The organism is Sulfitobacter sp. THAF37 (assembly GCF_009363555.1).
Lineage (GTDB): Bacteria > Pseudomonadota > Alphaproteobacteria > Rhodobacterales > Rhodobacteraceae > Sulfitobacter.
This window is the reverse complement of sequence record NZ_CP045372.1, coordinates 2,156,894-2,182,916: the sequence shown is the minus strand read 5'-3', so window position 1 is coordinate 2,182,916 and position 26,023 is coordinate 2,156,894. Positions and strand designations below refer to the sequence as shown.

Annotated in this window: 22 protein-coding genes and 1 tRNA gene; 13 read left to right on the top strand and 10 right to left on the bottom strand. The window is 64.9% G+C overall.

All coding sequences use genetic code 11. The annotated features are described in order from the left end of the window. Window positions 1-215 precede the first annotated feature (215 nt). Window positions 216-353, bottom strand: a complete 138-nt coding sequence (locus tag FIU94_RS21165) for a hypothetical protein (RefSeq protein WP_368407127.1) — start codon at window positions 351-353, stop codon at window positions 216-218. Between the two features lie 186 nt (window positions 354-539). Next, the gene (gene rlmB, locus FIU94_RS10670) at window positions 540-1,319 is read right to left on the bottom strand and encodes a 23S rRNA (guanosine(2251)-2'-O)-methyltransferase RlmB (protein WP_152465782.1); all 780 of its coding nucleotides are present in this window, start codon (window positions 1,317-1,319) and stop codon (window positions 540-542) included. Window positions 1,320-1,433: 114 nt separating this feature from the next. Here rlmB and FIU94_RS10665 point away from each other — a divergent pair. Further along, a tRNA-Tyr gene (locus FIU94_RS10665) sits at window positions 1,434-1,517 on the top strand. 208 nt (window positions 1,518-1,725) lie between these two features. Here FIU94_RS10665 and FIU94_RS10660 read toward each other — a convergent pair. Then, a complete protein-coding gene (locus FIU94_RS10660; protein ID WP_152465781.1) occupies window positions 1,726-2,274 on the bottom strand; it encodes a hypothetical protein in 549 nt (182 codons plus the stop codon). Between the two features lie 105 nt (window positions 2,275-2,379). Between FIU94_RS10660 and FIU94_RS10655 the strand changes: the two genes are divergently transcribed. The 3 genes from FIU94_RS10655 to FIU94_RS10645 all read left to right on the top strand — a co-directional run bounded on the left by FIU94_RS10655 (window position 2,380) and on the right by FIU94_RS10645 (window position 8,108). Beyond that, window positions 2,380-3,384 carry a hypothetical protein gene (locus FIU94_RS10655; protein WP_152465780.1) on the top strand — a complete coding sequence of 335 codons (1,005 nt, stop codon included), beginning with the start codon at window positions 2,380-2,382 and terminating at the stop codon, window positions 3,382-3,384. A gap of 217 nt (window positions 3,385-3,601) precedes the next feature. Next, a complete protein-coding gene (locus FIU94_RS10650) occupies window positions 3,602-4,894 on the top strand; it encodes an O-acetylhomoserine aminocarboxypropyltransferase/cysteine synthase family protein (protein WP_152465779.1) in 1,293 nt (430 codons plus the stop codon). Between the two features lie 151 nt (window positions 4,895-5,045). Further along, on the top strand, window positions 5,046-8,108 hold the full coding sequence (locus FIU94_RS10645; protein WP_152465778.1) for a hypothetical protein: 3,063 nt from the start codon (window positions 5,046-5,048) through the stop codon (window positions 8,106-8,108). Between the two features lie 94 nt (window positions 8,109-8,202). Here FIU94_RS10645 and hppD read toward each other — a convergent pair whose 3' ends face one another. After that, window positions 8,203-9,297 carry a 4-hydroxyphenylpyruvate dioxygenase gene (gene hppD / locus FIU94_RS10640; RefSeq protein WP_152465777.1) on the bottom strand — a complete coding sequence of 365 codons (1,095 nt, stop codon included), beginning with the start codon at window positions 9,295-9,297 and terminating at the stop codon, window positions 8,203-8,205. Between the two features lie 155 nt (window positions 9,298-9,452). On the opposite strand from hppD, the gene FIU94_RS10635 reads away from it, so the two are divergent. Both FIU94_RS10635 and FIU94_RS10630 read left to right on the top strand, forming a co-directional pair. Then, window positions 9,453-9,908, top strand: a complete 456-nt coding sequence (locus FIU94_RS10635; RefSeq protein WP_152465776.1) for an Lrp/AsnC family transcriptional regulator — start codon at window positions 9,453-9,455, stop codon at window positions 9,906-9,908. Window positions 9,909-9,928: 20 nt separating this feature from the next. After that, entirely contained in the window at window positions 9,929-11,848 is a 1,920-nt protein-coding gene (locus tag FIU94_RS10630) for a cation:proton antiporter (RefSeq protein WP_152465775.1), read from the top strand. A gap of 22 nt (window positions 11,849-11,870) precedes the next feature. Here the strand turns inward: FIU94_RS10630 and cobT are convergent, their stop codons facing one another. After that, complete coding sequence (gene cobT / locus FIU94_RS10625) at window positions 11,871-12,884, bottom strand: nicotinate-nucleotide--dimethylbenzimidazole phosphoribosyltransferase (RefSeq protein WP_152465774.1); 1,014 nt, start codon at window positions 12,882-12,884, stop codon at window positions 11,871-11,873. Between the two features lie 80 nt (window positions 12,885-12,964). Here cobT and FIU94_RS10620 point away from each other — a divergent pair, with 80 nt between their 5' ends. Further along, on the top strand, window positions 12,965-13,750 hold the full coding sequence (locus FIU94_RS10620; RefSeq protein WP_368407126.1) for an adenosylcobinamide-GDP ribazoletransferase: 786 nt from the start codon (window positions 12,965-12,967) through the stop codon (window positions 13,748-13,750). Window positions 13,751-13,827: 77 nt separating this feature from the next. Here FIU94_RS10620 and FIU94_RS10615 read toward each other — a convergent pair whose 3' ends face one another. The 5 genes from FIU94_RS10615 to FIU94_RS10595 all read right to left on the bottom strand — a co-directional run bounded on the left by FIU94_RS10615 (window position 13,828) and on the right by FIU94_RS10595 (window position 18,978). Beyond that, entirely contained in the window at window positions 13,828-14,340 is a 513-nt protein-coding gene (locus tag FIU94_RS10615) for a CarD family transcriptional regulator (protein ID WP_152465773.1), read from the bottom strand. A gap of 317 nt (window positions 14,341-14,657) precedes the next feature. Further along, the gene (gene fdxA / locus FIU94_RS10610; protein ID WP_114273417.1) at window positions 14,658-14,996 is read right to left on the bottom strand and encodes a ferredoxin FdxA; all 339 of its coding nucleotides are present in this window, start codon (window positions 14,994-14,996) and stop codon (window positions 14,658-14,660) included. Window positions 14,997-15,047: 51 nt separating this feature from the next. Then, a complete protein-coding gene (locus FIU94_RS10605; protein WP_152465772.1) occupies window positions 15,048-15,434 on the bottom strand; it encodes an RNA-binding S4 domain-containing protein in 387 nt (128 codons plus the stop codon). Then, window positions 15,435-18,407: a helicase-related protein gene (locus FIU94_RS10600; protein ID WP_152465771.1), complete on the bottom strand. Its 2,973-nt coding sequence runs from the start codon at window positions 18,405-18,407 to the stop codon at window positions 15,435-15,437. Between the two features lie 13 nt (window positions 18,408-18,420). After that, a complete protein-coding gene (locus tag FIU94_RS10595; RefSeq protein WP_152465770.1) occupies window positions 18,421-18,978 on the bottom strand; it encodes a tetratricopeptide repeat protein in 558 nt (185 codons plus the stop codon). Between the two features lie 74 nt (window positions 18,979-19,052). Here FIU94_RS10595 and FIU94_RS10590 point away from each other — a divergent pair, with 74 nt between their 5' ends. The 6 genes from FIU94_RS10590 (at window position 19,053) to FIU94_RS10565 (ending at window position 25,937) form a co-directional block, all read left to right on the top strand. Continuing rightward, complete coding sequence (locus FIU94_RS10590) at window positions 19,053-19,343, top strand: SCP2 sterol-binding domain-containing protein (RefSeq protein WP_152465769.1); 291 nt, start codon at window positions 19,053-19,055, stop codon at window positions 19,341-19,343. Between the two features lie 35 nt (window positions 19,344-19,378). Further along, window positions 19,379-20,290, top strand: coding sequence for an alpha/beta fold hydrolase (locus tag FIU94_RS10585; RefSeq protein WP_254702513.1), 912 nt, complete (start codon window positions 19,379-19,381; stop codon window positions 20,288-20,290). Window positions 20,291-20,318: 28 nt separating this feature from the next. Continuing rightward, window positions 20,319-21,332, top strand: a complete 1,014-nt coding sequence (locus FIU94_RS10580) for a ligase-associated DNA damage response exonuclease (RefSeq protein WP_152465767.1) — start codon at window positions 20,319-20,321, stop codon at window positions 21,330-21,332. After that, window positions 21,329-22,927, top strand: a complete 1,599-nt coding sequence (locus tag FIU94_RS10575; protein ID WP_152465766.1) for an ATP-dependent DNA ligase — start codon at window positions 21,329-21,331, stop codon at window positions 22,925-22,927. Before FIU94_RS10580 ends, FIU94_RS10575 begins: the two co-directional genes overlap by 4 nt. Beyond that, window positions 22,920-23,690, top strand: a complete 771-nt coding sequence (locus FIU94_RS10570; protein ID WP_152465765.1) for a phosphatase PAP2 family protein — start codon at window positions 22,920-22,922, stop codon at window positions 23,688-23,690. Before FIU94_RS10575 ends, FIU94_RS10570 begins: the two co-directional genes overlap by 8 nt. Window positions 23,691-24,116: 426 nt before the next feature. Further along, window positions 24,117-25,937, top strand: a complete 1,821-nt coding sequence (locus FIU94_RS10565) for a M3 family oligoendopeptidase (protein ID WP_152465764.1) — start codon at window positions 24,117-24,119, stop codon at window positions 25,935-25,937. Window positions 25,938-26,023: the final 86 nt, after the last annotated feature.

The following is a 26,023-nucleotide window of genomic DNA, read 5'->3' as shown; positions in this document are numbered from 1 at the left end:
ACCCTATCGCGTAAAATCAGGTTTCGACATAAAAAAGCGCCCTCCTGAATGTATCAGGGGGCGCATCAGGTACGGAACGAGGGACAGTAAAGTGACGCCGGGCGTTCCGTGCCCGCCGTCCTCTACCTCACATAGGTATTCCCCGCTGCCGTTAAAGGGACCAGCGCGGTTTGTGATGGCCTGCCGCCTCACGGGCATCTTTCCGCCGATCCCGGTCAATCGAAGATATCTTCAACCACATCGAACGCCTCTTCCGCCATGCGGCGCCAAAGCGACTTGCGCGGCTTGCGTTTTTTCGGCTTGCGATGCCGGACCTCCGCCGCCTTCTGCCCGCCGGGAAAACGGCGCAGCACCGGCTGGTGGCTGACGCCGGTCTTTTTCGGCTTTTCCTTTACCGGCAGCGCCTTGAGATCGTGCAGCGGCGCCGCGCATTGGGCACAGGACAGCTCATGCCGCCCGCGATCCAGCGTCAGCGCCGCCCGTGTCCCGCAATAGCAGCAGGTCGCGATTTTGGTCGGATAGCTCAGCGGTCCGCTCCTTCAGCCATTCACTCTGGCGGCATATAGGGCAATCGCGGCGGCATTTGACACATTGAGCGACCCGAACTGCCCGGCTGCGTCAATCCGTACCAGCGCATCCACGGTCTCGCGGGTCTTGTCGCGCAGGCCCGGCCCCTCGGCGCCCAGTACCAGTGCCACCGGCCGATCCCGGCGGCCTTCCACGGCGGCCTCGATGGTGGTGTCCGCCTCCCCGTCCAGACCCAGCACCAGGTATCCCATCCCCTGCAACGCCCGGATCGCATCGGCCAGATTGCGCAGCCGCAGATAGGGCTGGCGTTCCAGCGCCCCCGAGGCGGTCTTGGCCAGCGCCCCGGTTTCCGGCGCGGAATGGTGCCGCGTCCCGATCACGGCAGAGGCGCCCAACACCTCGGCAGAGCGCAGGATCGCGCCCACGTTATGCGGGTCTGTCACCCGGTCCAGCAGCAGCACGCGGGGCGCCGGGCTGTCGCCGATGCAGACATCCTCGAGCCGACCCCAGTTCAGCGGCCTGACCTCCAGCACCGCGCCCTGGTGCACCGACGCCGGATCAAGCGGCGGGCGGAACTTTCGCGGGTCCACCACCTGCGGCGTGATCCCCGCTGTGGCAACCGCATCCTCCAGCTTGGCCAGCGCGTTGGGGGTCACCATCAGGGTCAGCTTCTCGCGGGCCGGGTTCACCAGCGCATCGCGCACCGCGTGCAGTCCGAACAGCCAGACCGTGGCCTGCGCCTCGGACTTCTTGTCTTGTTCTTTCCGGACCACCCACTTCGGCTTTTTCATCGCATCTTCCCCGTTCGGACTGACAGGGCGGCCCGACAATAATTTCGCCTTGACGCCTCTCAGGGTCGCTTGTAATCACGCCCCCACGCCGGGCGCAATGCATCAGGCGAAAGTGGGCGACAGGCCGCAAGGTGTGGCAGGGGACTGTAACTCCCTCGCGGAGACGCACGCCTGGTTCGATTCCAGGGTCGCCCACCACTTTCCAGCAGCAATTCACCAACCCCATGCCGCGCGCCGCGCGGGTCGCAAGGACAACTGGCAGGCCGCGACCTGCTCCGGGACATCTGCTGCACTGACGTCTGCTGCACCTTCCGACATGACCACCGGCCACTTTCCGCGCGACCTGCCGGAATGGGACGGCACACTAACCCCCGACCGATGGCTGATGAAGGACAGCCGGGACGGCTCAGGGCATCAGCACCTGCGCGCGCTGAAACGTCTGCGCGTCCATGCTCAGGTCGTCATAGACGATCTGCACGGTGACGCGCGCCACCCCGCCGCCCCGCAGCGACAGGTAGGGCAGACCGTCCGCTTCCAGGATCGCATTGGGTGTGGCGGTATCCCCGTGGCAGGGCGGCAACGGCCAGTTCTGCATCGGCTCATCGTTGACCGAGATGGCCAGCGCGGACAGGCCGCACCGCCAGCTCCACAGGTGCGTGACATAAAGCAGATCCTTGCCGTCATACTCCCGCAGGGCAACCCAGTTGCCCCGTGTCGCATTCAGGATCGGCTTGACCTCCGCCGCTGTGGTGAACTTCCCGCTCGGCACCTGGCTCTCCGCGACCAGCCCCGCCGGTACCACGGCCATGTTGAACTGTGGCCCGCTCGGCGGTGGCGGCGCCTGCGGCGCGACGGCCTCTGGCACCTGCGCCGTCACTGCGCCGCCGCCCGCCGGTGCGCCTTCACCTGTCCCGTTGATGCCTGCCGCCAGCATGGCAAAGAAAATATCCAACATCCCTCAAATCCCCCCACTCCCGGCGGAAATGCCGGCCTTTTCAACCCTCCATATGCCCCTATACTGGCCCACATAAAAACGGGCGATCCCAGAGACAGGCAAAGTATGGCACGCAACCCCGTGAAACCGCAAACCTACAACATCGCCATCGTCGGCCAGGGCGGTCGGCTCTCCTACGAGGCCCTGATCTTCGCCGCCTCCCTGCGCGAGATGAGCCCCGGCTTCGACGGCCGCCTGCTGGTGATGGAACCCCAGCCCGGCCCCCTGTGGAAGTCCGATCCGCGCATCCAGGCGGCAGACGTCCGCGCCGCGCTGGCCGACCTGGGGGCAGAGATCGTGCCGTTCGAGACGCGCCATTTCGGCAGCCGCTACCCCTACGGCAACAAGATCGAGATGCTTACCGCCCTGCCCCAGGGCGACCCCTTCGTCTTTTTCGACACCGATACGCTGATCACCGGCGACCTGGCCGGGGTGCCCTTCGATTTCGACCGCCCCAGCGCCTCGCTCCGGCGCGAAGGGACCTGGCCGATCCCCCAGCTCTACGGTCCGGGATACACCGGACTGTGGCAAAGCCTTTATGACAAGTTCGGCCTCGACTTCGAAAGCAGCCTGGACCTCAGCCAGCCGGACGAATACTGGCAGCGTTATCTCTATTTCAACGCCGGATACTTCTACTACCGCTGCCCGCATGTCTTCGGTGAAAAATTCCTGCACTACGCCCTGGCGATCCGGGACAGCCCCCCGGTCGAACTCTGCGCGCAAAGCTTCGATCCCTGGCTCGACCAGATCGCCCTGCCGCTGGTGATCCATGCCCTGGGCGGCGGCCGCGACACACTGCCACCGGGGCTGCTCGATGGCAGCGTGACCTGCCACTATCGCCTGCTGCCCCTGCTCTACGCCCGCGAAAGCGCACAGGCCATCGACGTGCTGGAACGCGTCACCGCCCCGAACAAGCTCAAGAAGGTGCTGAAAGGATCGGAAGCGATCAAACGCACGATCTACCAGGGCCGCGGGCACAAGGTCCGTGCCCTCTTCGATCAGAACGATCTGCCGCGCAAGGAACAGGCGATCCGCAACCGGATCAAGAAGAACGGCTTCTGGATTCGCTGACCCGCTTCATTGTTCCCAAAATACACAAATCCTCCGGTGCCACCCGGCGCGCCCTCGCCCCCTCTGGCTCAGGCCGGACATCCCCGCCAGGTCTGTCGTGCGGCGCAGCCGCGCCTTGGGATCACGCTCCGCCTGTCCTGATCCGGCCCCTTCCATCCCTTGTGCGGTCTGATCCAATGGCTTACCCATATCGCAAACATCCCGGGAGAGAGACACCATGACCGACGGACCCACCTACGGCTTCGACACCCTGCAAATCCACGCCGGTGCGCGCCCCGACCCCGCCACGGGAGCGCGCCAGACGCCGATCTACCAGACCACGGCCTATGTCTTCCGCGATGCGGACCACGCCGCGGCGCTGTTCAACCTTCAGGAAGTGGGCTTTATCTATTCGCGCCTGACCAATCCGACCGTTGCCGTGCTGCAGGAACGCTTGGCCACGCTCGAAGGTGGCGTCGGCGCGGTCTGCTGTTCTTCCGGTCACGCCGCACAGATCATGGCGCTGTTCCCGCTGATGGGGCCGGGCAAGAACATCATCGCTTCCACGCGGCTCTATGGCGGCACGGTCACGCAGTTCAGCCAGACCATCAAACGCTTCGGGTGGTCCTGCAAATTCGTGGATTTCGATGACCTCGACGCGGTTCGTGCCGCAGTTGACGACGACACCCGTGCCATCTTCGGCGAGGCGATCGCCAACCCGGGCGGCTACATCATGGATGTGCGCGCGGTGGCCGATATCGCGGATAAAGCGGGCGTGCCGCTGATCATCGACAACACCTCCGCCACCCCCTACCTGTGTCGCCCGATCGAACACGGCGCCACGCTGGTGGTTCACTCCATGACCAAATACCTGACCGGCAACGGCACCGTGACAGGCGGCTGCGTGATCGACTCGGGCAAGTTCGACTGGTCCGCGAACGACAAGTTCCCCTCTCTCAGCCAGCCGGAACCGGCCTATCACGGTCTCAAGTTCCACGAGACCTTCGGCGCGCTGGCCTTCACCTTCCACGGCATCGCCATCGGGCTGCGCGACCTCGGCATGACGCTGAACCCGCAGGCCGCGCATTACACGTTGATGGGCATCGAAACCCTGTCGCTGCGCATGGAGCGGCACGTGGCCAACGCCGGCAAGATCGCCTCGTGGCTGGAGCAGGACGACCGGATCGAGGCCGTGACCTACGCCGGGCTGGCATCCTCGCCCTATGCCGACCGGGTGGCCAAGGTCTGCCCGAAAGGGGCCGGCGCGCTGTTTACCATCGCGGTCAAGGGCGGCTACGAAGCCTGCGTGAAACTGGTCGAATCGCTGGAAATCTTCAGCCATGTCGCCAACTTGGGCGACACGCGATCGCTGGTGATCCACTCCGCCTCCACCACCCACCGGCAATTGAGCGAGGAACAGCAGGTGGCTGCCGGGGCCGGACCCAATGTGGTGCGAATCTCCATCGGGACAGAGGACGCGGACGACCTGATCGCGGACCTCGACCAGGCGCTGAGCAAGGCGGTGGGCTGACCACGCCCGCAGGGTTGGCGGGGCCCGCAGGCCTTGCCAACCGCGAAAGCCCGGTGGCCCACGCGCGGTTCTTGCGCGGGACCCCGCCCTCACCTAGGTTTGACGGGCAAGCCGCCTGTAAAGCACCGATCCCATGTGTTAATGTTGTGACATGAAGCCAGATTTTGCACTTTCGCTGTCTTTTGAAGGGATTCGGCTGCTGCACCGCGCGGCCGGTGGCTGGCGTATCGTCGGCGAAGTGGCCCTGGATGCCGATGACCTGAACGCCGATCTTGCCGTGTTGCGGAAATCCGCCACCGCGCTTGAACCCGGCGGCCTGCGCACGAAACTGCTGCTGCCGGACGAGCAGATCAAGTATCTGACCATCGACACACCCGACATGTCTGAGGCCGAGCGCCGCGAGGCCTCCCGCGCCGCGCTCGACGGGGCGACGCCCTACGCGGTCGATGACCTGGCCTTTGATATCAGCCAGGACGGCCCTCGCACCCATATCGCCGCCGTGGCGCTGGAAACCCTGGCTGAGGCGGAGAGCTTTGCCGTTGAGCATCGGTTCCACCCTGTCAGTTTTGCCGCCACGCCGGGCGAAAGCCCCTATCTGGGCGAACCCTTTTTCGGCGAGACCGAGGCGGCGGCGACCCTGCTGGAGAACGGCGAAAGCGTCGAGGCGGACGGCATCGCCGTTGTCGTGATCGGCGACGTCAAGGTCCCCGATGGCCCGGTTGCAGCTGCGGCATCCGAACCGGCCAAGCCCGAGAAGGCCGAAAAACAAACACCCCCGGCCGCACCCGCGTCGGATACCACTGCCGACGCGCCCGCCGCGCCCGCCAGGGTCGATCCTGCCGACACGCCGGAACGCCCCGCCCCGGGAGCGGAAAAACCGGCCACGCCGAATGAGCCGCCCAAGCCGGATGAGACATTCGCGCCGGAAACACCGGCATCGGCCACTCCCTTGCCGCCAAAGGCCGAAAAGACCCCGACGGAAGCGGCCAAGGACGGGGCGGCAGACAGCCCGGTCTCTGCCCCCGCCGCTTCTGCCCCTGCCGCTTCGGCCAGGACACCGCAGGCCCGGCCCCCCGAACCGGTCGCAAAGGCGGACGAACCTTCCGCGCCTGCCAAGGATGCTGAAACGGTCTTGCAGGCTCCGACACCCAAGGCCGCGCACCCCGAGCCCACAACGGGCGAAGCGGCCAGGGCCAGCTCATCGTCCTCGCCCGCCCTGGCGGAGGAGCCGCCCGAGGAGGCGGCAGAAGACGTCACAGTGCAGATTCCGACCGCGCCGGTGGCCGCAGCGGCCGCAGCGACGCCGCCCGTGGGCGCGGCGCCGGTGGTGCGCACGAAGGACGCCCCCGACAGTGTTTCGGACGTCACATCCGGCAATGCTGACCGAGGTGCAGCCGCCACTGACGAACACAAGGGCGACGGGGCCGAAGATCTGCCCGAAACGGCTGCTGACACGCCGGACGTGCCGGTCATGCCGCCCTTGCGGGCCAACCGGATCGAAAAGAAGCCGACAGCCGCGCCGCTGCCGCCGTTGCGTGCCGAACCGGCAGGCTTTTCCAGCCGCCGCGCCCCTGCGACACCGCCCGCGTTGGAAGGCGCGCGCCGCGAGCCAAAGGTCGCGACACCCGCGGCCACCGCCGCCGCGCTGACACCGGATGACGACGCCGTGATGCGGCCCGACAGCTCGTCGCTGGACAGCCCTCCGCCCGGGCCTTCCATTGCCGCCGCGCCAGCCAAAACCGGTTTCCTGAGCCGGCGCAGCAAGGCCGCCCCCCCCCCGGGCAAGCACATTCCGTCGACCCCTGCGCCGCAACCCGCCGGGGGCGCGGTTTCAGAGGCCGAGCGCATGACCATCTTCGGCGCGCGCAAAGCCGATGTGGGGGGAAAGCCGCGCTTTCTGGGCCTGATCCTGACTGCCGCCTTGCTGGTGTTCCTCGCCGGTGTCGCGGCCTGGGCATCCGTTTTCCTGGATGACGGGCTGAACCTCTCTCGGCTGTTCGGCCCCCGCAGCACGCCCGAAGTCGCCGCGGCGCCCGACACGCCGGTGCCCGAGGCCCCGGCCACCCCGTCGGAAGATCCGGTGCAGACAGCGGCGCTTGACAGCGGCCTGACCGAAGAGGACGGCGCGGTGCTGGATGCGTTGCGTGAACCGGCCCCGGCCCCGGCGCAGGATCTGACCGAGGCAGAGCTGGAAGCCAAGTATGCCGCCACCGGGATCTGGCCCCGCGCGCCCGTCCTGCCACCCGAACCGGCGGGCGAAGTCGTGATCGAAGACCTTTATCTGACCAGCATCGACCCGATCAGTACCGCGGCGGATGCCATTGCCCTGCCCGCTTTGGAAGACATGCTGACCGATGCGGCGATGGATGACATCCCGAATCCGGCGGCGGCGGGCACCCGGTTTGCCTTTGGGCCGAACGGGCTTGTGATCCCGACAGCCGCGGGCACCGTGAACCCGGATGGCATCACCATCTATCTCGGCCGCCCCGAGCTCATCCCGCCCGACGCCATCATGGCGCGCTACCAGCCCCAGACCGGCGAAACCGGCGAAGATGCCACCGAGGAAACACCGGAACTTGACATCCTGGCCACGGTACGGCCGCGCACACGGCCCGGCGATTTGGTCGAAACCGCAGAGCGCGCGCAGTTCGACGGGCTGACCCTGGATGAACTGGCGGAGTATCGCCCTGCCCTGCGCCCGCAATCCGTGCAGGAACAGGCCGCTGCCGCAGCAGCCCCCCCCGTGGACCCCGCAGACACGGCAGAGGCGGTGGCCGAGGCGCTGGAAACCCCGGCGCGGCCTGCGGCCTTTGAAAATCCGACCCAATTCGCCGTTGCAGCCTCGGCGCGACCCGATCCGCGCCCGCGCAACTTCAACCGGATCGTACGCCGTGCGGAACGGGCCGCGCCCAGAGAAGAGACCCGTGTGGCCAGCGTGGCCCCCCGTGCGGTCGCGCCCAGTATTCCGTCGAAAACATCTGTCGCCAAACAGGCGACGGTGAAGAACGCGATCAACCTGCGCCGGATCAACCTGATCGGTGTCTATGGCAAGCCGTCCAACCGCCGCGCGCTGATCCGGTTGAGCAACGGACGGTACCAGAAGGTCGTCGTGGGCGACCGGATCGACGGGGGCCGCGTGTCGGCCATCGGCGACAGCGAACTGCGCTACACCAAGGGCGGGCGGTCGGTCGTGTTGACCATGCCCCGCAGCTGACGGCCCATCCGGGCGGCATACGAGGAAGCCGGACATGAAAAAGGCGGCACGCTGACGTGCCGCCCGACAACTCCGCGAATTCTTCGCGCCTTGATCAAGACGCCTTGAGTTCGCCGGTTTCCAGTTGTTCCTGTTCGATGCTTTCGAACAGCGCCTTGAAGTTGCCCTCCCCAAAGCCGTCATCGCCCTTGCGTTCGATGAACTCAAAGAAGATGGGACCGATCACCGTTTTCGAGAAGATCTGCAGCAGGATACGGGTCTCGCCGCCATCGACCACACCTTCGCCGTCGATCAGGATACCGTGCTTCTTCATCCGGTCCAGCGGCTCTTCATGGCCGGTCACGCGGTCTTTGCTCATGTCGTAATACGTGTCCGGGGGACCGGGCATGAACTTCAGCCCGTTGTCGGCAATCGCGTCGGTCGCGTCATATATGTCACGCGCCCCGACCGCGATGTGCTGAATCCCCTCGCCATTGTACTTTCTGAGATAGGCGACGATCTGCCCTTTCTCGTCCCGGTCTTCGTTGATCGGGATGCGGATCCGCCCGCAGGGCGAGGTGAGCGCGCGGCTGGTCAGGCCCGTATACTTGCCTTCAATGTCGAAGAAGCGGATTTCACGGAAGTTGAACAGATCGCCGTAGAACTTGAACCAGACGTCCATGTTCCCCTTGAACACGTTGTGGGTCAGGTGGTCGAGATAGTAGAACCCGACGCCGTCCGGCTTGGAGGTGGCAATCCAGTCATATTCCCAGTTGTAGGGCGAGGTTTCGTAGTAGTGATCCACGAAATAGATCAGCGACCCGCCGATGCCTATGATCGCAGGTACGTCCAGCACCTTGCCGTCGCCGGTGTATTCCTCGGCGCCGTTGGCAACGGCGTGTTCCAGCGCGTGCTTCGCATCGACCACGCGCCAGCCCATCGAGGGCGCGCAGGGGCCGTGTTCCTGTACGAACTTCGCGGCAAAGCTGTCGGGGTCGGCGTTCAGAACATAGGTGATGTCGCCCTGCTGCCAAAGCTCGATCTGCTTGCTCTTGTGGTTGGCCACGTGGGCATAGCCCATGCGGGTGAACAGATCGCGCAGTTCCTGCGGGTTCTCGGACGCGAATTCGACAAACTCGAAACCGTCGGTTCCGGCAGGGTTTTCAGCGGTAATTTTCGACTTCGCTGCGTCATGCGGGAAAGGTCCCATGAGATGCCTCCTTTGCAGGGTAAACGGTTACTGGAAAGATAAGGTTCAATGCGTGCTGATGTTGCGCAAATTTCATAAAGCGAATGGTAATTCTTGCGGGAATGACGCATAGTTTCCCACAAGGGCGCGCAAACTCCGCACAAGGCAGAGCGAAGATGCTGGATGAAACAGACGCGCGGCTGCTGGCCGCACTGCAACGCGACGCGCATCTGACGGCGCAGCAACTGGGCGAAGCACTGAACCTGTCGCCGTCACAGGCCGGGCGCCGCCGCCAACGGCTGGAAGCCGAAGGGTACATTCACGGCTATTTCGCCCGACTGGACCCGGTGCGCCTGGGCCTGAACGTGCAGGGCTTCGTCCAGGTGCATCTGGGCACCCACGGCCCCGATCATTCACGCAGTTTTGCGCAACTTATGGCCACCCGGGCCGAGATTGTCAGCGTCTGGACCATGACGGGGGATGCGGATTATCTGCTGCGCGTTTATTGTGAAGACTTACCCAGCCTCAACCGGCTGATTCACGAGGTGCTGTTGCCACATCCCGCCGTGTCGCGGGTGCACAGTCAGATCGTGATGGACCAGCTCAAACGGGATGGGCCGCTGCCCACCTGAACCTTTTCGAAAGGACCGAAATGGAAGGCTTCCTGTTTCAGGCTTCGATCTACCTCGCCGCGGCTGTGATCGCGGTGCCGATCGCCGCGCGTCTCGGGCTGGGGTCCGTGCTGGGCTATCTGGCCGCCGGGATCCTGATCGGGCCGGTGCTGGGGCTTGTCGGGTCCGAGACGAAGGATGTGCAGCATTTCGCGGAATTCGGCGTGGTGATGATGCTGTTTCTCATCGGATTGGAGCTGGAGCCGCGCGCGCTGTGGGACATGCGGCATAGGTTGCTGGGGCTCGGGGGCCTGCAGGTGATCCTGACCACAGCGGCCCTGATGGGGGTGGCGATGGCCTATGGCCAGTCCTGGAACGTCTCCATGGCGGTCGGGCTTACACTCGCGCTGTCCTCTACCGCCATCGTGCTGCAGACCCTGTCGGAAAAGAACCTCATGCGGACCGGGGGCGGGCGCAGCGTCTTTTCCGTCCTGCTGACGCAGGATATCGCGGTGATCCCGATCCTGGCGCTGCTGCCGCTGCTGGCGACCGGGAACATGGGGGGCATCCTGCCCGACGGGTCGATCTCTCTCAGTGCCGAACAGGTCGAGGCCGCCCACGACGCCGACGCGGGCCATCACGGCCCCGCCGGGGCCAACGCGGCTTTCGACTTTGTCCAGAACCTGCCGGGATGGGGTGTCACCCTTGTCACCATCGGGGCTGTGCTGTCGATCATCATCGTCGGCGTCTTCTTCACGCGACCGGTGTTCCGCTTCATCCACTCCGCCAACCTGCGCGAGATGTATACCGCGCTGGCATTGCTGATCGTGGTCGGGATCTCGTTCCTGATGATGCTGGTCGGCCTTTCTCCGGCACTGGGGGCGTTCCTCGCCGGGGTGGTCCTTGCCTCCTCCGAGTTCCGGCACGAGCTGGAAACCGACCTTGAACCCTTCAAGGGGCTGCTTCTGGGCCTGTTCTTTGTCACCGTGGGCGCGGGGGTCAACTTTGATCTGCTGTTCAGCCGTCCGATCCTGCTGGTGGGCATGGCGGTGTTGGTGATCATCGTGAAGGGCGTGATCCTGGGCGTTCTGGGCCGCATCTTCCGGCTCAAGGGGCGGGACCAGTGGCTCTTTGCGCTGAGCCTCGCGCAGGCGGGTGAATTCGGCTTCGTGCTGGTCAGCTTTTCCGTGGCGACCGGCGTGATGCCCAACGACATCGCCGAGACGCTCTTGCTGGTGATTGCCCTGTCCATGTTGATCACGCCGTTGTTGTTCATCCTTTATGACCGGATCAGCCGCCGCATGGACGAAAAAAGCGGGCCGCAGCCCCCGGACGAGATCGACGAATCGGGCCCCGTCATCATCGCCGGGATCGGGCGTTTCGGCCAGATCGTGAACCGGCTGGTGCAGGCCAGCGGGTTCCAGACCGTCGTGCTGGACCACAACCCGGACACCATCGCGGTGATGCGGCGCTTTGGCTTCAAGGCGTTTCTGGGCGACCCGACCCGGCCCGACATCCTGCGCAAGGCCGGGCTGCGGGATGCCAGCGTGCTGGTGGTGGCGCTGGACGATCCCCGGTCGGCCCTGCAGCTGATCACCTATGCCCGCAAGGAACGGCCCGACCTGCACATCGTGGCCCGCGCCCACGACCGCACGGATGTCTATCGCCAGTTCCAGGCCGGGGCCAACGACATCGTCCGCGAGATGTTCGACAGCTCCTTGCGCGCGGGACGCTATGTGCTGGAAAACCTCGGCCTGTCGGAATACGAGGCCGCCGAGGCGCAGCGCATGTTCTATGCCCATGACCGCAAGTCGGTGCGCGAGCTTGCCGCGCTGTGGCGGCCCGATGTGCCGCCCTCGCAGAACAAGGCTTACGTGGCCCGCGCGAAAGAGCTGCAAAAAGACCTTGAAACCGCGTTTCTGAACCGCGGCGACGAGGAAGAGGAAGAAAAGCGCGCCTGACGGCCAGCGGGGGCCAGCGCCCTCAGCCGTCGCTGACGCCTGCCTGTGCAAAGGTCGCCATGCCCGCGTGACAGGCCAGCGCGGCCCTGAGCACAGGAATTGCAAGGGTGCCACCCGATGCCTCGCCCAGCCGCAGGCCAAGCTGCAAAAGCGGCGTCTTGTCCATCGCCGCCAGAAGGCGGGCGTGACCGTTCTCGGTGCTCAGATGTCCGGCCACCGTATGATCCAGCGCCGCCTCTGCCGTTTTCTGAAGGCAAAGTGCTGCGGCACAGCAGATAAAACCGTCGAGTATGACGGGGATGCGCAGACTGCGCGCGCGCGCCATCGCGCCCGCCATACCGGCCAGCTCACGCCCGCCCAGCCGGCGCAGCATGTCCAGCCCGTCGCCCTGCCCGCCGTGCAGCGCCACGCCCTGGCGCACCACGTCCGTTTTCACCGCCAGCGCCGCGTCATCGACCCCGGTGCCGCGACCGGTCCAGTCTGCCGCATCGCCGCCCAGAAGGGCGCAGGCGATGGCGGCGGCGCTGGTGGTGTTGGCGATGCCCATCTCGCCTACCACCAACAGATCGGCAGTGTGATCCACCGCTTGCCAGCCCGCGGTCAGGGCCGCCAGCAGATCCTCCTCCGTCATCGCCGGACTTTCGGTGAAATCGGCTGTCGGACGGTCGAGGTCCAGCGGCACAACCGTCATCGACGCGCCCGCAGTGCGCGCCAGCTGGTTGACCGCTGCGCCACCGGCCTGGAAATTCATGACCATCTGGCCGGTCACTTCGGCTGGAAAGGCCGACACACCCCGCGCCGCGACCCCGTGGTTGCCTGCAAAGACGATGACCTGCGGCGACGTGATCTCGGCCCTGTCGCCGCCCCGCCAACCGCGATACCAGATCGCCAGGTCCTCCAGCCGGCCCAGCGACGCGGGTGGCTTGGTCAACTGGCCGTTATGCGCCGCCGCCGCCTGGGTGGCGTCCTCGTCCACCCCCGGAAGATCCGTCAGAAGGGCGCGGAAGGCGGAGAGGCTTGCAAAAGGCTGGGTCATGGGCATGCTCGGCTTGAATTCGGTACTGGCCCTGTCTAGCGAGAGCGCCGAATGCTGGAAAGGGCGCGAGGGGCGGAATATTGGACAGAAGCGACACCACCGGGCCGCAGCGTGCCTTTCATCCCCGTGATGTCATCATGGCATTGGGGCTCTTGACCCGCCTTCCCCTGCCTGCCTCTGGCTTTGCGGCGCATGACACCCGCGCCCCCGCCCAAGCGGCCTGGGCCTATCCGCTGGTCGGCCTGGTGATTGGTGGCGCGGGGGTGATCGCGGCGGCGCTCGCATCCGGGGCCGGGCTGCCGCCTGCCGTTGCCGCCCTCATTACGCTTGCGGTCACGGTGCTGCTGACCGGTGCCATGCACGAAGACGGGCTGGCCGATTGCGCGGACGGGTTCTGGGGCGGCTGGACCCGGGACCGGCGGCTGGAAATCATGAAGGACAGCCAGATCGGAACCTATGGCGTGATCGCATTGGCGCTGACGCTGATCCTGCGCTGGCAACTGATCGCGCTGCTGATCGGCGCCGGGGCGCTGGCGGCGGCCCTGATCCCTGCGGCGATGGTATCGCGCGCCTGCATGGTGTGGGCCATGCAGCGGCTGCCCCACGCCCGGAACAGCGGGCTCTCACGCCAGACCGGCACCCCGCCGCGCGCGGCCGTGATCGGTGCCCTTGGTATCGGCGTGCTCGCGGCGGCCTTTTCCGGTGCTTGGCTGGGCGTGATCGTGATGAGCCTGGCGGCCACACTGGCCACGGGCGCGGTCGCAGGGGCCAAGATCGGCGGTCAGACCGGCGATGTACTGGGGGCCACCCAGCAGATTGTGGAATGCACGGTGCTGATGGTGGTTTGCGCCGCCGCCCTGCCGTGAACCGGGAAACAACCTGAAACGCGAAACGCCGCACCTCCCCCCGGGAGACGCGGCGCCCTATCAGATCGCTTGGGGGCTCAGGCCGCGACGCGGCTGTCCAGAACATCGCCGACCTGCTTGGCCGCCGCATTCTCGTCGCCACCGCTGACCGCGGCCACTTCGCGCGTCAGACGCTCCAGCGCGGCTTCGTAAAGCTGACGTTCGGAATAGCTTTGCTCGCGCTGATCGTCTGTGCGGTGCAGATCGCGCACGACCTCTGCGATGGCGATCAGGTCGCCGGAATTGATCTTCTGCTCGTATTCCTGCGCCCGGCGGGACCACATGGCGCGTTTGACCTTGGCCTTGCCCTTGAGCGTCTTCATCGCGTGGTTGATGACATCGGGCGAAGACAGCGCACGCATCCCGATTTCGGAGGCCTTGTGGGTCGGAACCCGCAGGGTCATCTTGTCCTTTTCAAAGGAGATCACGAACAGCTCCAGCGAAATGCCGGCGACTTCCTGCTCTTCGATCGAAACGATCTGTCCCACACCATGGGCGGGATAGACGACAAATTCGTTCGGGCGGAAATCGTGCTTTTTCGTTTTAGTCATTTGGCGGCTCCTGAAGCGCGGGGTTCACCCGCTGTTAATCCATGTGCTGATCCGACGGTCGAAAACACAAACGCGATGCGGCGGTGCATGCCGACATCCAACTGTGCGTGGTAGTGATTTACTGCTTTGAACCTCTGTTGGCGGAAGAATGATCAAACGTCCGCACCCAAAGAGTTGACAGTCATATCCAGCGTTGCTGCATCATAGCACAAAAACAGGGCATCCGAAAGATGACCCGGGGTAAACTCTATGTGCAACCTTTTATTGCAGGCACTTACAGGGTCTTATTCATGCAGCACATGAAGAAAGGCGGCGAATCACCCGCCCTCACCGGGACTTTCCGAGAAGTACTTTTCGAGTTTTCCGGTCTCGCCGTCGCGTTCCTCGGCCTCGGGCAGCGGATCCTTCTTGGTGATGATCACCGGCCAAAGCTCTGAATACTTTCGGTTAAATTCGACCCACTTTTCCATGTCCGGCTCTGTATCCGGACGGATCGCATCGGCAGGGCATTCGGGTTCGCAGACGCCGCAGTCGATGCATTCGTCCGGGTGGATCACCAGCATGTTCTCGCCTTCGTAAAAGCAGTCAACCGGGCACACCTCGACACAATCGGTGTATTTGCAGGCAATGCAGGCGTCGTTCACGATATAGGTCATGGGGGATCTCTGTCAGGGTCGCTGTGGGCCTGAGTAAATCAGCATCCGTCATCATTCAAGGTGCCGGGACTTAGAAAGATCAAGCTTGCGGCGGTCCTTCTTGGTGGGGCGACCTTTTCCGTCAAACGCCGGATTTTCAGTCAGTTTGTCCTCCGGTCGGGGGGCGGGCGGGGACAGGTCGGTGTAAAGACCCTGTGCCTCGACCGCCGGACCGCGCCTCGTCCCCAGCGCCTCGATCCGGATGACGCGCACCCGCTCGCCGATGGCAAAGGTCAGGACATCGCCAGCGGAGACCATGCTGGCCCGTTTCGTGGTCGCCGTGCCGTTGATCCGCACCGCCCCGTCGGAAACCCGCGCCGCAGCCAGCGAGCGGGTCTTGAAGAAACGCGCGTGCCAAAGCCACTTGTCGATTCGAAGCTTTGGCGGCGCGGTGTTCACCTACTTGTTGTCCTTCAGCCCCATCAGGGCGGCGGCAAACGGATTGTCGGGGTCGATCTGCTTTTCCTTGCGGGGCGGACGGGCAGAGAAATTCTGCGCCTTGCCGCCCTTTTCGCCCTTGTCACCGCGCGGACCGCCCTTGCGCGGCTTGCTGCGGCCCCTGGGCTTTTCGCCGCCCGCGTTGCGGCGCGGATTGTTGCCACCACGGCCGCTGCGGGCCCAGGTGAAGATGTAGTACACCTCAGTCTCGGGGCCCGCGACCTCTGCATCGGGTGCGGTGCCTTGCGGTGTTTCCTCGGCGGGGACGTCGGGAATGCCGTCCTCTGCAAGCGGCGTCTCCGCAGGCTCTTCGGCCAGCGGCGCGATCCCGTCGTCCGGCATGTCAGAGACGGCGCCCGGGGTGTCGTCCGGTGTCGCCGGAGCGGGTTTTTCGATGATGCCGCCGGCAGGCTCTTCCGCCGCGACGTCCATCACCGGCTTGTCCGGTGCATCGTCCGTCGGTGTGTCGAGATCGGTCTTTTCCGGCACCTCGGTATCGGCGGTCTCATCCATCACCTTGTGGGTGCCGTCCTTGGGCGTGGAGGTATCGACCGGTTTGACCTTTTCGCGCTCGCCCTTCTCGGCCTTGTAGCCAAGCCCCTGCATCAGGCCGGCGAACTGCTCAAGCGTCATGCCGGTGATCGACAGCATGTCCGCCTTGGCCTCGAACCCGCCGCGGGAATCCTCGGCGCGCACCATGTCGGCCAGCCGCTCCAGCATGTCGATGCGGATCGCCCGCGCACCCGCGTTGCGATAGCCCGACATCGTGTCGGCCCCCTGCGGCGCGTCGGCCTCGACCGGAATCGTCACCAGCCCGGGCGGCGGGGATTCGGGGAATTCGTCCAACTCTCGGGACAGCGACCACAGGACCAGCCGCAGCCGTGTCGGCGCGGGTTTCAGCAGCAGCGGCATGAAAATGGTGAACTGGCCAAACCGGATGCCGTGCTTGCGCAGCGCGCCGCGCGCGTCCTGATCCAGCGCCTTGACGTCATCGGCCACCTGGGCGCGCGGGAGGAGCCCGAAGTTTTCGACCAACTGAAACGCAAAGCCCCGTGCAAGGCCGGTCAGTGTCTCATCCTTGGACAGCCCCATCAGCGGTTCGAACAATGCCGCGATTTTGCGGTCGATGAAATGTTGCAACCGGCGCTGCACCTTTTGCGCCACGTCCGGACCGGCGACATCGTCAACAAAGACCTCGACCTGCGGCTTCAACGGGTCGCTGCCCGCGACCAGTTTGCCCACAGCGGCGGCGCCCCACATGAGCCCGCCCTGCTCGGTAAAGTCGATCTCGGTATCGGGCGCATTGTAGAAACGATCGGCGCGCAGATGGAACTGTGGTGCAAGCGCCTGAAGAGCGGCGGACTTGATCGTCTTTTCCTCGGCCCCGCCTGCACCCTTGTCGGCGCGGAACCGGAAACCGTCCAGCTTGCCTACGTATTCACCTTCGACAGTGACTTCACCAGTCTCGTTTACTTCGGCCACCATGGCTTCCTTCTGTCCTAGCCGGCGCAAGAGCACGGATGTGCGCCGGTCTACAAATCTCTGCGTCAGACGCTCGTGCAATGCGTCCGACAGTCGGTCTTCTACGACACGGGTCGCCCCGCGCCAATGGCTTTCGTCCTGGGTCCACCCCTTGCGCTGCGCGACATAGGTCCATGTGCGGATGAAGGCCAGTCGTTTCGACAACGCATCAATATCCCCATCGGTTCGATCTATTCGCTTGATTTGTCGCGCCAGCCAGTCGTCCGGTATGCGGCCTGACTGGTGAAGATCGCAGAAAATCCGTTCCAGAAGGTCGGCGTGTTCCGCGTGACTGATCCCCCGGAAATCGGGGATGCGGCAGACGTCCCACAGCAGCCGCACGGATGGTCCGTCGCTGCAGCGGGCAAAAACTTCGTCGACCTGGCCCAGCGCCTTGAGGGCGCGCAGATCGTCCGCCTCACGCGCGCGGACAAGACGGTCGTCGTCGGGCTTTGCCTCAAGCGTCTCGATCAGCCTGTCGATGGAGCCGAATTGCAGCGCATGATTGCGCCAGTTGATCTTGTTCTGCGGCGTGAACTGGTGATCCATGATCGCCCGCGCCATGCCGTCGTCCAGCGCGGGCGCATCGCCTGTGGTGCCGAAGGTGCCGGATCTGAACCCGCGTCCGGCGCGTCCGGCGATCTGGGCCAGTTCGTTCGGTGCCAGCTGGCGCATCCGGCGGCCGTCGAACTTTGTCAGGCTGGAAAAGGCGACGTGATCGACGTCAAGGTTAAGCCCCATCCCGATGGCATCGGTCGCCACCAGGAAATCGACCTCGCCGTTCTGGTACATCTCCACCTGCGCGTTGCGCGTGCGCGGCGACAGCGCCCCCATTACCACCGCCGCACCGCCCTTCTGGCGGCGGATCAGCTCGGCAATCGGATATACATTTTCAACCGAAAACCCGACAATCGCACTGCGAGGGCGCATCCGGCTTATCTTTTTCTGACCAGAGTAGATCAATTCGGACATTCGTTCACGGCGCATGAACTGGACCTTGGGGACAAGGGCCGCGATGGTGCCGCGCATGGTATCCGACCCCATGAAGAGCGTCTCGTGCAGGCCCCGCATCCGCAGCAGGCGGTCGGTAAAGACATGGCCCCGCTCAGGATCGGCACAAAGCTGAATTTCGTCCACCGCGACGAAATCCGCGCCCATGCCCTCGGGCATCGCCTCGACCGTGCAGACCCAGTACTGGGTGCGCGGCGGCACGATACGCTCCTCGCCTGTGACCAGCGCCACCACCGAAGGGCCGCGCAGCGCCACGATGCGGTCGTAGACCTCGCGCGCCAGCAGGCGCAGCGGCAGGCCGATCACCCCCGTCCGGTGCGCCAGCATCCGTTCGATGGCATAGGTGGTCTTGCCGGTATTGGTCGGGCCCAGAACGGCCACGATCCGCGCATCGCTCGCCACGAGATGTCTCCGATCAGAGTTCCCGCCCGATCCCGTCGCGCTGCAGACGCGTCAGCGCCTCGCCCGCGTTGGGATGGTGTGGATAGATGGCAAGGACACGGCGATACAGTTCGGCGGCGCGGCGCGGGTCGCCGAATTCCTGGACCATCACGGCCAGGCCAAAGATCGCATCGTAGTTTTGCGGGTTGAGCGCCAGCGCGCGCTCAAGATCGGCCAGGGCGGGGCCATACCGTTCGGCGCGAAAGAACGCTTCGGCACGGGCGTGGTATCCTTCGGCGAAATCGGGGGCGTGGTCGGTCAGTGCCGTGAAATGTTCGATGGCGAGGGAATACTCCTCTTCCTCCATCGCGTCGCGCCCCCGCTTGAGCAACAGGTCCATCGCGGCGGACCCCGACCGCCCCCAGGTGGTTTCCACCTCGCGGGCGACTCGCGGCGCTTCGTCCGCTGTCGCGGTGCGCAGCTTTTCCATCAGCTCCGGAGAGACGGATTCAGCCACGGACATGCCGCTGAGCAACACTAAAGCGCCAAGTGCCGCGAGGTGACGTTTGAGGTTGACGCTGAACATACGCATAACAAAGGTGAATGTAACAGGCTGCCGCCGCAATTCCAGACGTGACGGAGCCGATTTGCCAAAAAGGGCCCGAAATGAGCGATATTGTGAACCAAGCCGTTGTCATCCTGAACGAAAAACTCTCGACCGCGGATTTCGACGGCACCGCGAAGTTCGACATTAAGAACGAAGGCGCGATCATGATGGACAGCAGCGGCGCGCGCGCGGGCGACGAACCCGCCGACGTGACGCTGAGCGCCGACGCCGACACGTTCCAGTCGATTCTCGACGGCGACACGAACCCCACCGCGGCCTTCATGTCCGGCAAGCTGGGCGTGGACGGCGACATGGGCATGGCAATGAAGCTGGCGTCCGTCCTGGCCTGATGCAGCTGGAGCCCGCCCCCCTCTTCACGGATGTGATGCCGGGGCCTGACAGCGGTCAGGCCCATTGGGCGATGACTTCCGATGACAAGCGGATCAGGGTCGGGTCATGGCCATTGGCCCACGCAAAAGGAACAGTACTGCTGTTTCCGGGGCGTACCGAATACATCGAGAAATACGGCGTGACCGCCAGCGAACTGGCGGCGCGCGGCCTTGCCACCATGGCGATTGACTGGCGCGGCCAGGGGCTGGCCGACAGGCTGGCGCAGGACCCGCTTCTGGGCCATGTGGATGTCTTCCAGGACTACCAGAAAGACGTCTCGGCCATGATGCGGGCCGCGCGGGAGCTTGGCCTGCCCCGGCCCTATTTCCTGCTGGCGCATTCGATGGGCGGCTGTATCGGGCTGCGCGCGGTGATGGAGGGGCTGGGCGTTCAGGCGGCGGCCTTTACCGGACCGATGTGGGGCATCTACATCAAGCCGCAGCTGCGCTTTCTGGCCGGGCTTCTCGCCCGGAACATGCCACGCCTGGGCCGGGGGCTGGACCTGCCGCCCGGAACGGTGCGCGAGCCCTACGTGCTGTCGGCCCCTTTCGAGGACAACATGCTGACCACCGACCAGCAGATGTACGACATGATGCGCGACCAACTGCGCGCGCACCCCGAACTGTCGCTGGGCGGACCCAGCTACATCTGGCTGCGCGAGGCGCTGGCCGAGACCATGCACCTTGCTGGCCGCGCCGCCCCCAGCCTGCCCGCGGTGACGTGGCTGGGCAGCAACGAAAGAATCGTCAACACCGCCCATGTCCACGCCCGAATGGAGAACTGGAAGGGCGGGCGGCTGGAAATCGTCGAAGGCGGCGAACACGAGGTGCTGATGGGCAACGAAGACCAGCGCAACGCGATCATGGACGGCTTGGAAAAGCTGTTTCTGGGCACGGTGACTCGCTAAGCGATGCCGCCCGCCTACATAGGCGGTCATGACACGCGCACCGGTCCTCACCTTTACCGAAAAGGGCATCTACTGCCCTGCTGGCGACTTTTTCATCGACCCCTGGCGGCCGGTTGACCGGGCGTTGATCACCCATGGCCACGCCGATCACGCGCGCGGCGGTATGGGCCATTACCTTGCCACCCACGCCGCCCTGCCGGTCATGCGCCACCGGCTGGGGGATATCTCTGCCGACGGTATCGCCTATGAAGAGCTGCGCAGGATCGGGGATGCCGAGGTATCCTTTCATCCGGCCGGGCATGTGCCCGGCTCCGCCCAGATCAGGGTTGCCGTGGGCGGCGAAGTCTGGGTCGTTTCGGGCGACTACAAGGTGATCGACGACGGATTTTCCGAACCTTTCGCCCCGGTCAGATGTCATCACTTCATCACCGAGAGCACATTCGGCCTGCCGGTGTTCCGCTGGACCCCGCAAGAGGATGTCGCGGCAGAGATCAACGGATGGTGGGCAGCCTGCGCGGCGGCGGGCAAGACCGCGTTCCTGGGGGCCTATTCCCTTGGGAAGGCTCAGCGCCTGCTGTCGATGCTGGACACCGGGATCGGGCCGATCCTGACCCACGGCGCGATCGAGGCCACCAACGCGGTGCTGCGCGACCAGGGGCTGACACTGCCCCCGACGATCCATGCCACGGCGGAGGTTGACCCCAAGGCGCATCCCGGCGCGATGGTCGTGGCGCCGCCCTCTGCCCTGGGCAGCAAATGGGCGCGCCGGTTCGGCCCGCAGGAAAGCGCCTTTGCCTCCGGCTGGATGGCGCTGCGTGGCGTGCGGCGGCGCCGCGCCGGGGATCGGGGGTTCGTGATATCGGATCATGCCGACTGGCAGGGCCTGCTGTCGGCCATCACGCAAACTGGCGCAGAAAATATATATGTAACGCATGGTTATACGGATATCTTCACGCGATACTTGAACGAAAACGGCTGGCGGGCGCAGGTCGTCCCCACGGAGTTCGAGGGCGAGAACCTGGACACGGGAGCGGCGGAATGAAACGGTTTGCCGCGCTGTTCAACACCATCGACCAAAGTACCAAGACGACGGTAAAAGTTACCGCGCTGGCTGACTATTTCAGCGATGCGGCGGACGAGGACCGGTTGTGGACCGTCGCGCTGTTTTCCGGCCGCAGGCCCAAACGTGCGGTCACGACGACCCGGCTGCGGGAATGGGCGGCCGAAGTCGCGGACATACCGCTGTGGCTGTTCGAGGACAGCTATGCCATCGTCGGCGATCTGGCAGAGACCATTGCGCTGGTCCTGCCGCCGAACCCCTCGACCGAGGACCGCCCGTTGACCCATTGGATCACCGAACTGCGCGGTCTGGCCCAGATGGAAGAACCGGCGCGCAAGGCCTTTGTCCTGTCCGCCTGGCAGAGCCTGGGCGGCACGGAACGGTTCCTCTTCAACAAGCTGATCACAGGCGGCTTTCGTGTCGGCGTCAGCCAGAAGCTGATGACCCGCGCGCTGGCCCAGGCCACAGGCAAGCCCGAGACCGAGCTGGCGCACCGGCTCATGGGCAATTGGCACCCGGACGATACCACCTGGCACGCGCTGATCGAGGCGGCGGACGCCTCCGCCGATGCATCGCGGCCCTACCCGTTCTACCTTGCCTACGCGCTGGAGGACGGACCCGAAAGCCTGGGCGACCCCGAACCCTGGCGCGCGGAATGGAAATGGGACGGTATCCGCGGCCAGCTGATCCTGCGCGACGGCAACTACTACATCTGGTCGCGCGGCGAGGAACTGATGACCGACCGCTTCCCCGAGCTTGCCCGCGCCATCGACCATTTGCCTACCGGCACAGTATTGGACGGCGAGTTGCTGGTCTGGCTGCCCGGTGCCGAGGCGCCGTCGTCCTTCAATGCGCTGCAGGCCAGGATCGGGCGCAAGACGGTGCCCAAGAAGTTGTTGCGCGAGGCGCCCGTCGTCATTCACGCCTACGATATGCTGGAGTGGCAGGGCACAGACATCCGCCACCGCCCCTTTGCCGAGCGCCGCCAGCTGCTTGAGACGGCCTGCGCCGACCTGCCGCCGGACGCGCCCGTGCGGCTTTCGCCGCAGATCGCGTTCGACAGCTGGGAAGACCTGGCACAGCGCCGCGCCGCCGCGCGGGACGCCCAGGCGGAGGGGCTGATGCTGAAACGGGCCTGCAGCCCCTACCTTGCCGGGCGCAAGAAGGGCGATTGGTGGAAATGGAAGCTCGACCCGCTGACCATCGACGCGGTGATGATCTATGCGCAATCGGGATCGGGCCGTCGCGCGAACCTGTTCACCGATTTCACCTTTGCCGTCTGGAACGGCAACGACCTTGTGCCCTTTACCAAGGCCTATTCGGGCCTGACGGACGCCGAGTTTCGCCAGATCACGGCCTGGGTGCGCAAGAACACGCTGGAACGCTTCGGCCCGGTGCGGCGAGTGACACCGCACCATGTTTTCGAGATCGCATTTGAGGGCATCCAGCCCAGCCCGCGCCACAAATCCGGCGTTGCCCTGCGCTTTCCGCGCATGAAACGCTGGCGCAAGGACAAACCCCTGCAGGAGGCAAACACCTTGGACGACCTGAACGACATGCTGCGCCAATATGGATGAGACCCCCAAGACACCCGCGACCGCCAACGGCGCACAAACTTATCGGCACAGGCTGATCGCCCTCGCAAAATGGGTCCGGCGGAACGCCGAGATCAGCACCCTTCTGGTCATTGCCGCCGGAATCGTCGCGGTCTGGGCCTTCGCCGAACTGGCCGACGAGGTGATCGAGGGCGGCACGCAAGGGGTCGACCGGACCCTTCTGCTTCTTCTGCGGACGCCGGGCGATCTGTCCGACCCGATCGGCCCGCCCTACCTGGAGGAAATGGGCCGTGATCTGACCGCGCTTGGCGGCGTCGTGGTGCTGAGCCTTGCGACCTGCGTGGCCGCGGGGTTCTTCGCCATCCGCAAGAGCTATGGCACCATGCTTTACGTGCTGGTGGCAACGGGGGGCGGCATCGCCTTTTCAACCGTGTTCAAACAGCTGTTCGACCGTGCGCGGCCCGATCTCGTCCCGCATGGGTCCATGGTCTATACCGCCAGCTTTCCCTCCGGGCATTCGATGATGGCGGCGGTCGTCTACCTGACCCTGGGGGCGCTGATCGCGCGGGTGCTGCCGCAGCGGCGGCTGAAATCCTACGTGCTGAGCGTGGCCATGCTGGTAACAATCCTGGTGGGGGTCAGCCGCGTCTACCTGGGGGTGCACTGGCCGACGGATGTGCTGGCGGGCTGGCTGGTCGGCGCGGCCTGGGCCATCGTCTGCCTGCTGGTCGCGCGGGGCCTGGGCCGCAGGGGCCATATGGCCCCGCCGCTGGCACAGGACTAGGCTCTGGACCCATTAATTCTATATGCTCAGCGGCGATTTCACGGGATTTCAATGGTTTGGGGCGTGCAGCCAATCCCCTCTCGGGACATTGCTGCGCAATGCCCTGCCGGGCAGCGGTAGGTTCTATTCGCAAGCGACCCAAGCCGTTGAAATGAAGTGAAATCGCCGCCCGTCGCTCCGAAGGAGCGCCGTGTCATGCTGGCACGCCTTCGGCGTGACGGGTTTGACGGATTTTCCCGCAGCCTGCGTCAGATCTGCTTGAAATAGAACCACTATTCCTGCGCAGGTGCTTCTTGTCTTCGAAAAAATCTGTCAAACTGAGCGTATGGAACTAATGAGTCCAGAGCCTAGCCCCGCAGCCCGCTGCACCTTGCGCCACAGCCCGCCCGGACCTAGATGTGCGACAGCACACAAGAAAGGTCCGACATGTTCCAGCTTCCCTATCCCGTCCATGATGCCAACGCCGCCGGAGGCGACAAGAACCTGGGCGACCTGCCGGAATGGGACCTGAGCGATCTCTACACCGGTGAAGATGCGCCGGAGCTGAAACGCGACCTCGACTGGCTGGAGGAAGCCTGCGCGAGCTTTGCCGCCGATTACGAGGGCAAGCTTGCCGAACTCGACGCCGCCGGTCTGCTGGACTGCGTGCTGCGCAATGAGAAGATCAACCAGATCGCCGGGCGGATCATGTCCTTTGCCGGGCTGCGCTACTATCAGCTGACCACCGACGCGGGCCGGGCCAAATTCATGTCCGACCTGCAGGAAAAGATCACCAATTTCACCACGCCGCTTGTGTTCTTCACGCTGGAACTGAACAAGCTGCCCGACGATCACCTGGACAAGCTGCTGAACCAGAACGCCGATCTGGCGCGCTACAAGCCGGTGTTCGACCGCATCCGCGCGATGAAACCCTATCAGCTGTCGGACGAGCTGGAGCGTTTTCTGCACGACCTCGGCGTGGTCGGCGACGCCTGGGAGCGGATCTTTGACGAGACCATCGCGGGGCTGGAATTCGAGGTGATGGGCGAGGTTCTGGGTATCGAGGGCACGCTGAACCTGCTGACCGACCCCGACCGCGACACCCGCGAGGCCGCGGCCCGCGCGCTGGCAGAGGTGTTCAGCGACCGGATCAGGACCTTTGCCCGTGTGCACAACACCCAGGCCAAGGAAAAGGAAGTCATCGACCGCTGGCGCGGGATGGAGACGGCCCAGACCTCCCGGCACCTGGCCAACCACGTCGAACCCGAGGTCGTCGAGGCGCTGCGCAATGCGGTTGTGGACGCCTATCCGCGCCTCAGCCACCGGTATTATGAGCTGAAACGCAAATGGCTGGGTCTGGACAAGATGCAGGTCTGGGACCGCAACGCGCCCCTGCCGATGGAAGACCCCCGTATCGTGGACTGGGCGCAGGCCGAAAAGACCGTGATGGAGGCCTATACCGCCTTTGATCCCCGCATGGGCGAACTGGCGGAACCGTTCTTCCGCAAGGGCTGGATCGACGCGGCGGTGAAACCGGGCAAGGCGCCGGGGGCCTTTGCCCATCCCACCGTCACCGACGTGCACCCCTATGTGATGCTCAACTACCTTGGCAAACCGCGCGACGTGATGACGCTGGCGCACGAACTGGGCCATGGGGTGCATCAGGTACTGGCGGCGGGTCAGGGCGAAATGCTGTCATCGACCCCGCTGACCCTGGCGGAAACCGCAAGCGTCTTTGGCGAGATGCTGACCTTCCGCAAGATGCTGGACGGGGCAAAGTCGACCGCGGAGCGCAAGGTCCTGCTGGCCGGCAAGGTCGAGGACATGATCAACACGGTCGTGCGCCAGATCGCCTTCTACGATTTCGAATGCAAGCTGCACGCGGCGCGGCGCGGGGGCGAATTGACACCCGACGACATCAATGCGCTGTGGATGTCCGTGCAGGCGGAAAGCCTTGGGCCCGCCTTTGAATTCATGGACGGGTACGAAACATTCTGGGCCTATATCCCGCATTTCGTGCATTCGCCCTTCTACGTCTATGCCTACGCCTTTGGCGACGGTCTGGTGAACGCGCTCTATGCCGTCTATGCCGAGGGTGAGCCGGGCTTTCAGGAGAAATATTTCGACATGCTCAAGGCGGGCGGGTCCAAGCACCACAAGGAGCTTCTTGCCCCTTTCGGTCTCGACGCCACCGACCCCGCGTTCTGGGACAAGGGTTTGAGCATGATCTCGGGCTTGATCGACGAACTTGAGGCCATGGAAGACTGAAAAACCGCCGCGCCGCCGCGCCGCCGCGAGGTGGCGCGGCGCGACGCAGGCAACAACCGGCATCCGGGCCGGTCGGCCAAAGGCCG

What these genes read in the sequence shown, in the direction of transcription:
- FIU94_RS10590 (WP_152465769.1), top strand. Translation starts at nt 19,053, where the DNA reads ATGAGCGATATTGTGAACCAAGCCGTTGTCATCCTGAACGAAAAACTC.
- rlmB (WP_152465782.1), bottom strand. Translation starts at nt 1,319, where the DNA reads ATGAAAAAGCCGAAGTGGGTGGTCCGGAAAGAACAAGACAAGAAGTCC.
- FIU94_RS10580 (WP_152465767.1), top strand. Translation starts at nt 20,319, where the DNA reads ATGACACGCGCACCGGTCCTCACCTTTACCGAAAAGGGCATCTACTGC.
- FIU94_RS10655 (WP_152465780.1), top strand. Translation starts at nt 2,380, where the DNA reads ATGGCACGCAACCCCGTGAAACCGCAAACCTACAACATCGCCATCGTC.
- cobT (WP_152465774.1), bottom strand. Translation starts at nt 12,884, where the DNA reads ATGACCCAGCCTTTTGCAAGCCTCTCCGCCTTCCGCGCCCTTCTGACG.
- FIU94_RS10565 (WP_152465764.1), top strand. Translation starts at nt 24,117, where the DNA reads ATGTTCCAGCTTCCCTATCCCGTCCATGATGCCAACGCCGCCGGAGGC.
- FIU94_RS10635 (WP_152465776.1), top strand. Translation starts at nt 9,453, where the DNA reads ATGCTGGATGAAACAGACGCGCGGCTGCTGGCCGCACTGCAACGCGAC.
- fdxA (WP_114273417.1), bottom strand. Translation starts at nt 14,996, where the DNA reads ATGACCTATATCGTGAACGACGCCTGCATTGCCTGCAAATACACCGAT.
- FIU94_RS10585 (WP_254702513.1), top strand. Translation starts at nt 19,379, where the DNA reads ATGCCGGGGCCTGACAGCGGTCAGGCCCATTGGGCGATGACTTCCGAT.
- FIU94_RS10660 (WP_152465781.1), bottom strand. Translation starts at nt 2,274, where the DNA reads ATGTTGGATATTTTCTTTGCCATGCTGGCGGCAGGCATCAACGGGACA.
- FIU94_RS10645 (WP_152465778.1), top strand. Translation starts at nt 5,046, where the DNA reads ATGAAGCCAGATTTTGCACTTTCGCTGTCTTTTGAAGGGATTCGGCTG.
- FIU94_RS10595 (WP_152465770.1), bottom strand. Translation starts at nt 18,978, where the DNA reads ATGCGTATGTTCAGCGTCAACCTCAAACGTCACCTCGCGGCACTTGGC.
- FIU94_RS10575 (WP_152465766.1), top strand. Translation starts at nt 21,329, where the DNA reads ATGAAACGGTTTGCCGCGCTGTTCAACACCATCGACCAAAGTACCAAG.
- FIU94_RS10650 (WP_152465779.1), top strand. Translation starts at nt 3,602, where the DNA reads ATGACCGACGGACCCACCTACGGCTTCGACACCCTGCAAATCCACGCC.
- FIU94_RS10630 (WP_152465775.1), top strand. Translation starts at nt 9,929, where the DNA reads ATGGAAGGCTTCCTGTTTCAGGCTTCGATCTACCTCGCCGCGGCTGTG.
- FIU94_RS10570 (WP_152465765.1), top strand. Translation starts at nt 22,920, where the DNA reads ATGGATGAGACCCCCAAGACACCCGCGACCGCCAACGGCGCACAAACT.
- FIU94_RS10615 (WP_152465773.1), bottom strand. Translation starts at nt 14,340, where the DNA reads ATGACTAAAACGAAAAAGCACGATTTCCGCCCGAACGAATTTGTCGTC.
- hppD (WP_152465777.1), bottom strand. Translation starts at nt 9,297, where the DNA reads ATGGGACCTTTCCCGCATGACGCAGCGAAGTCGAAAATTACCGCTGAA.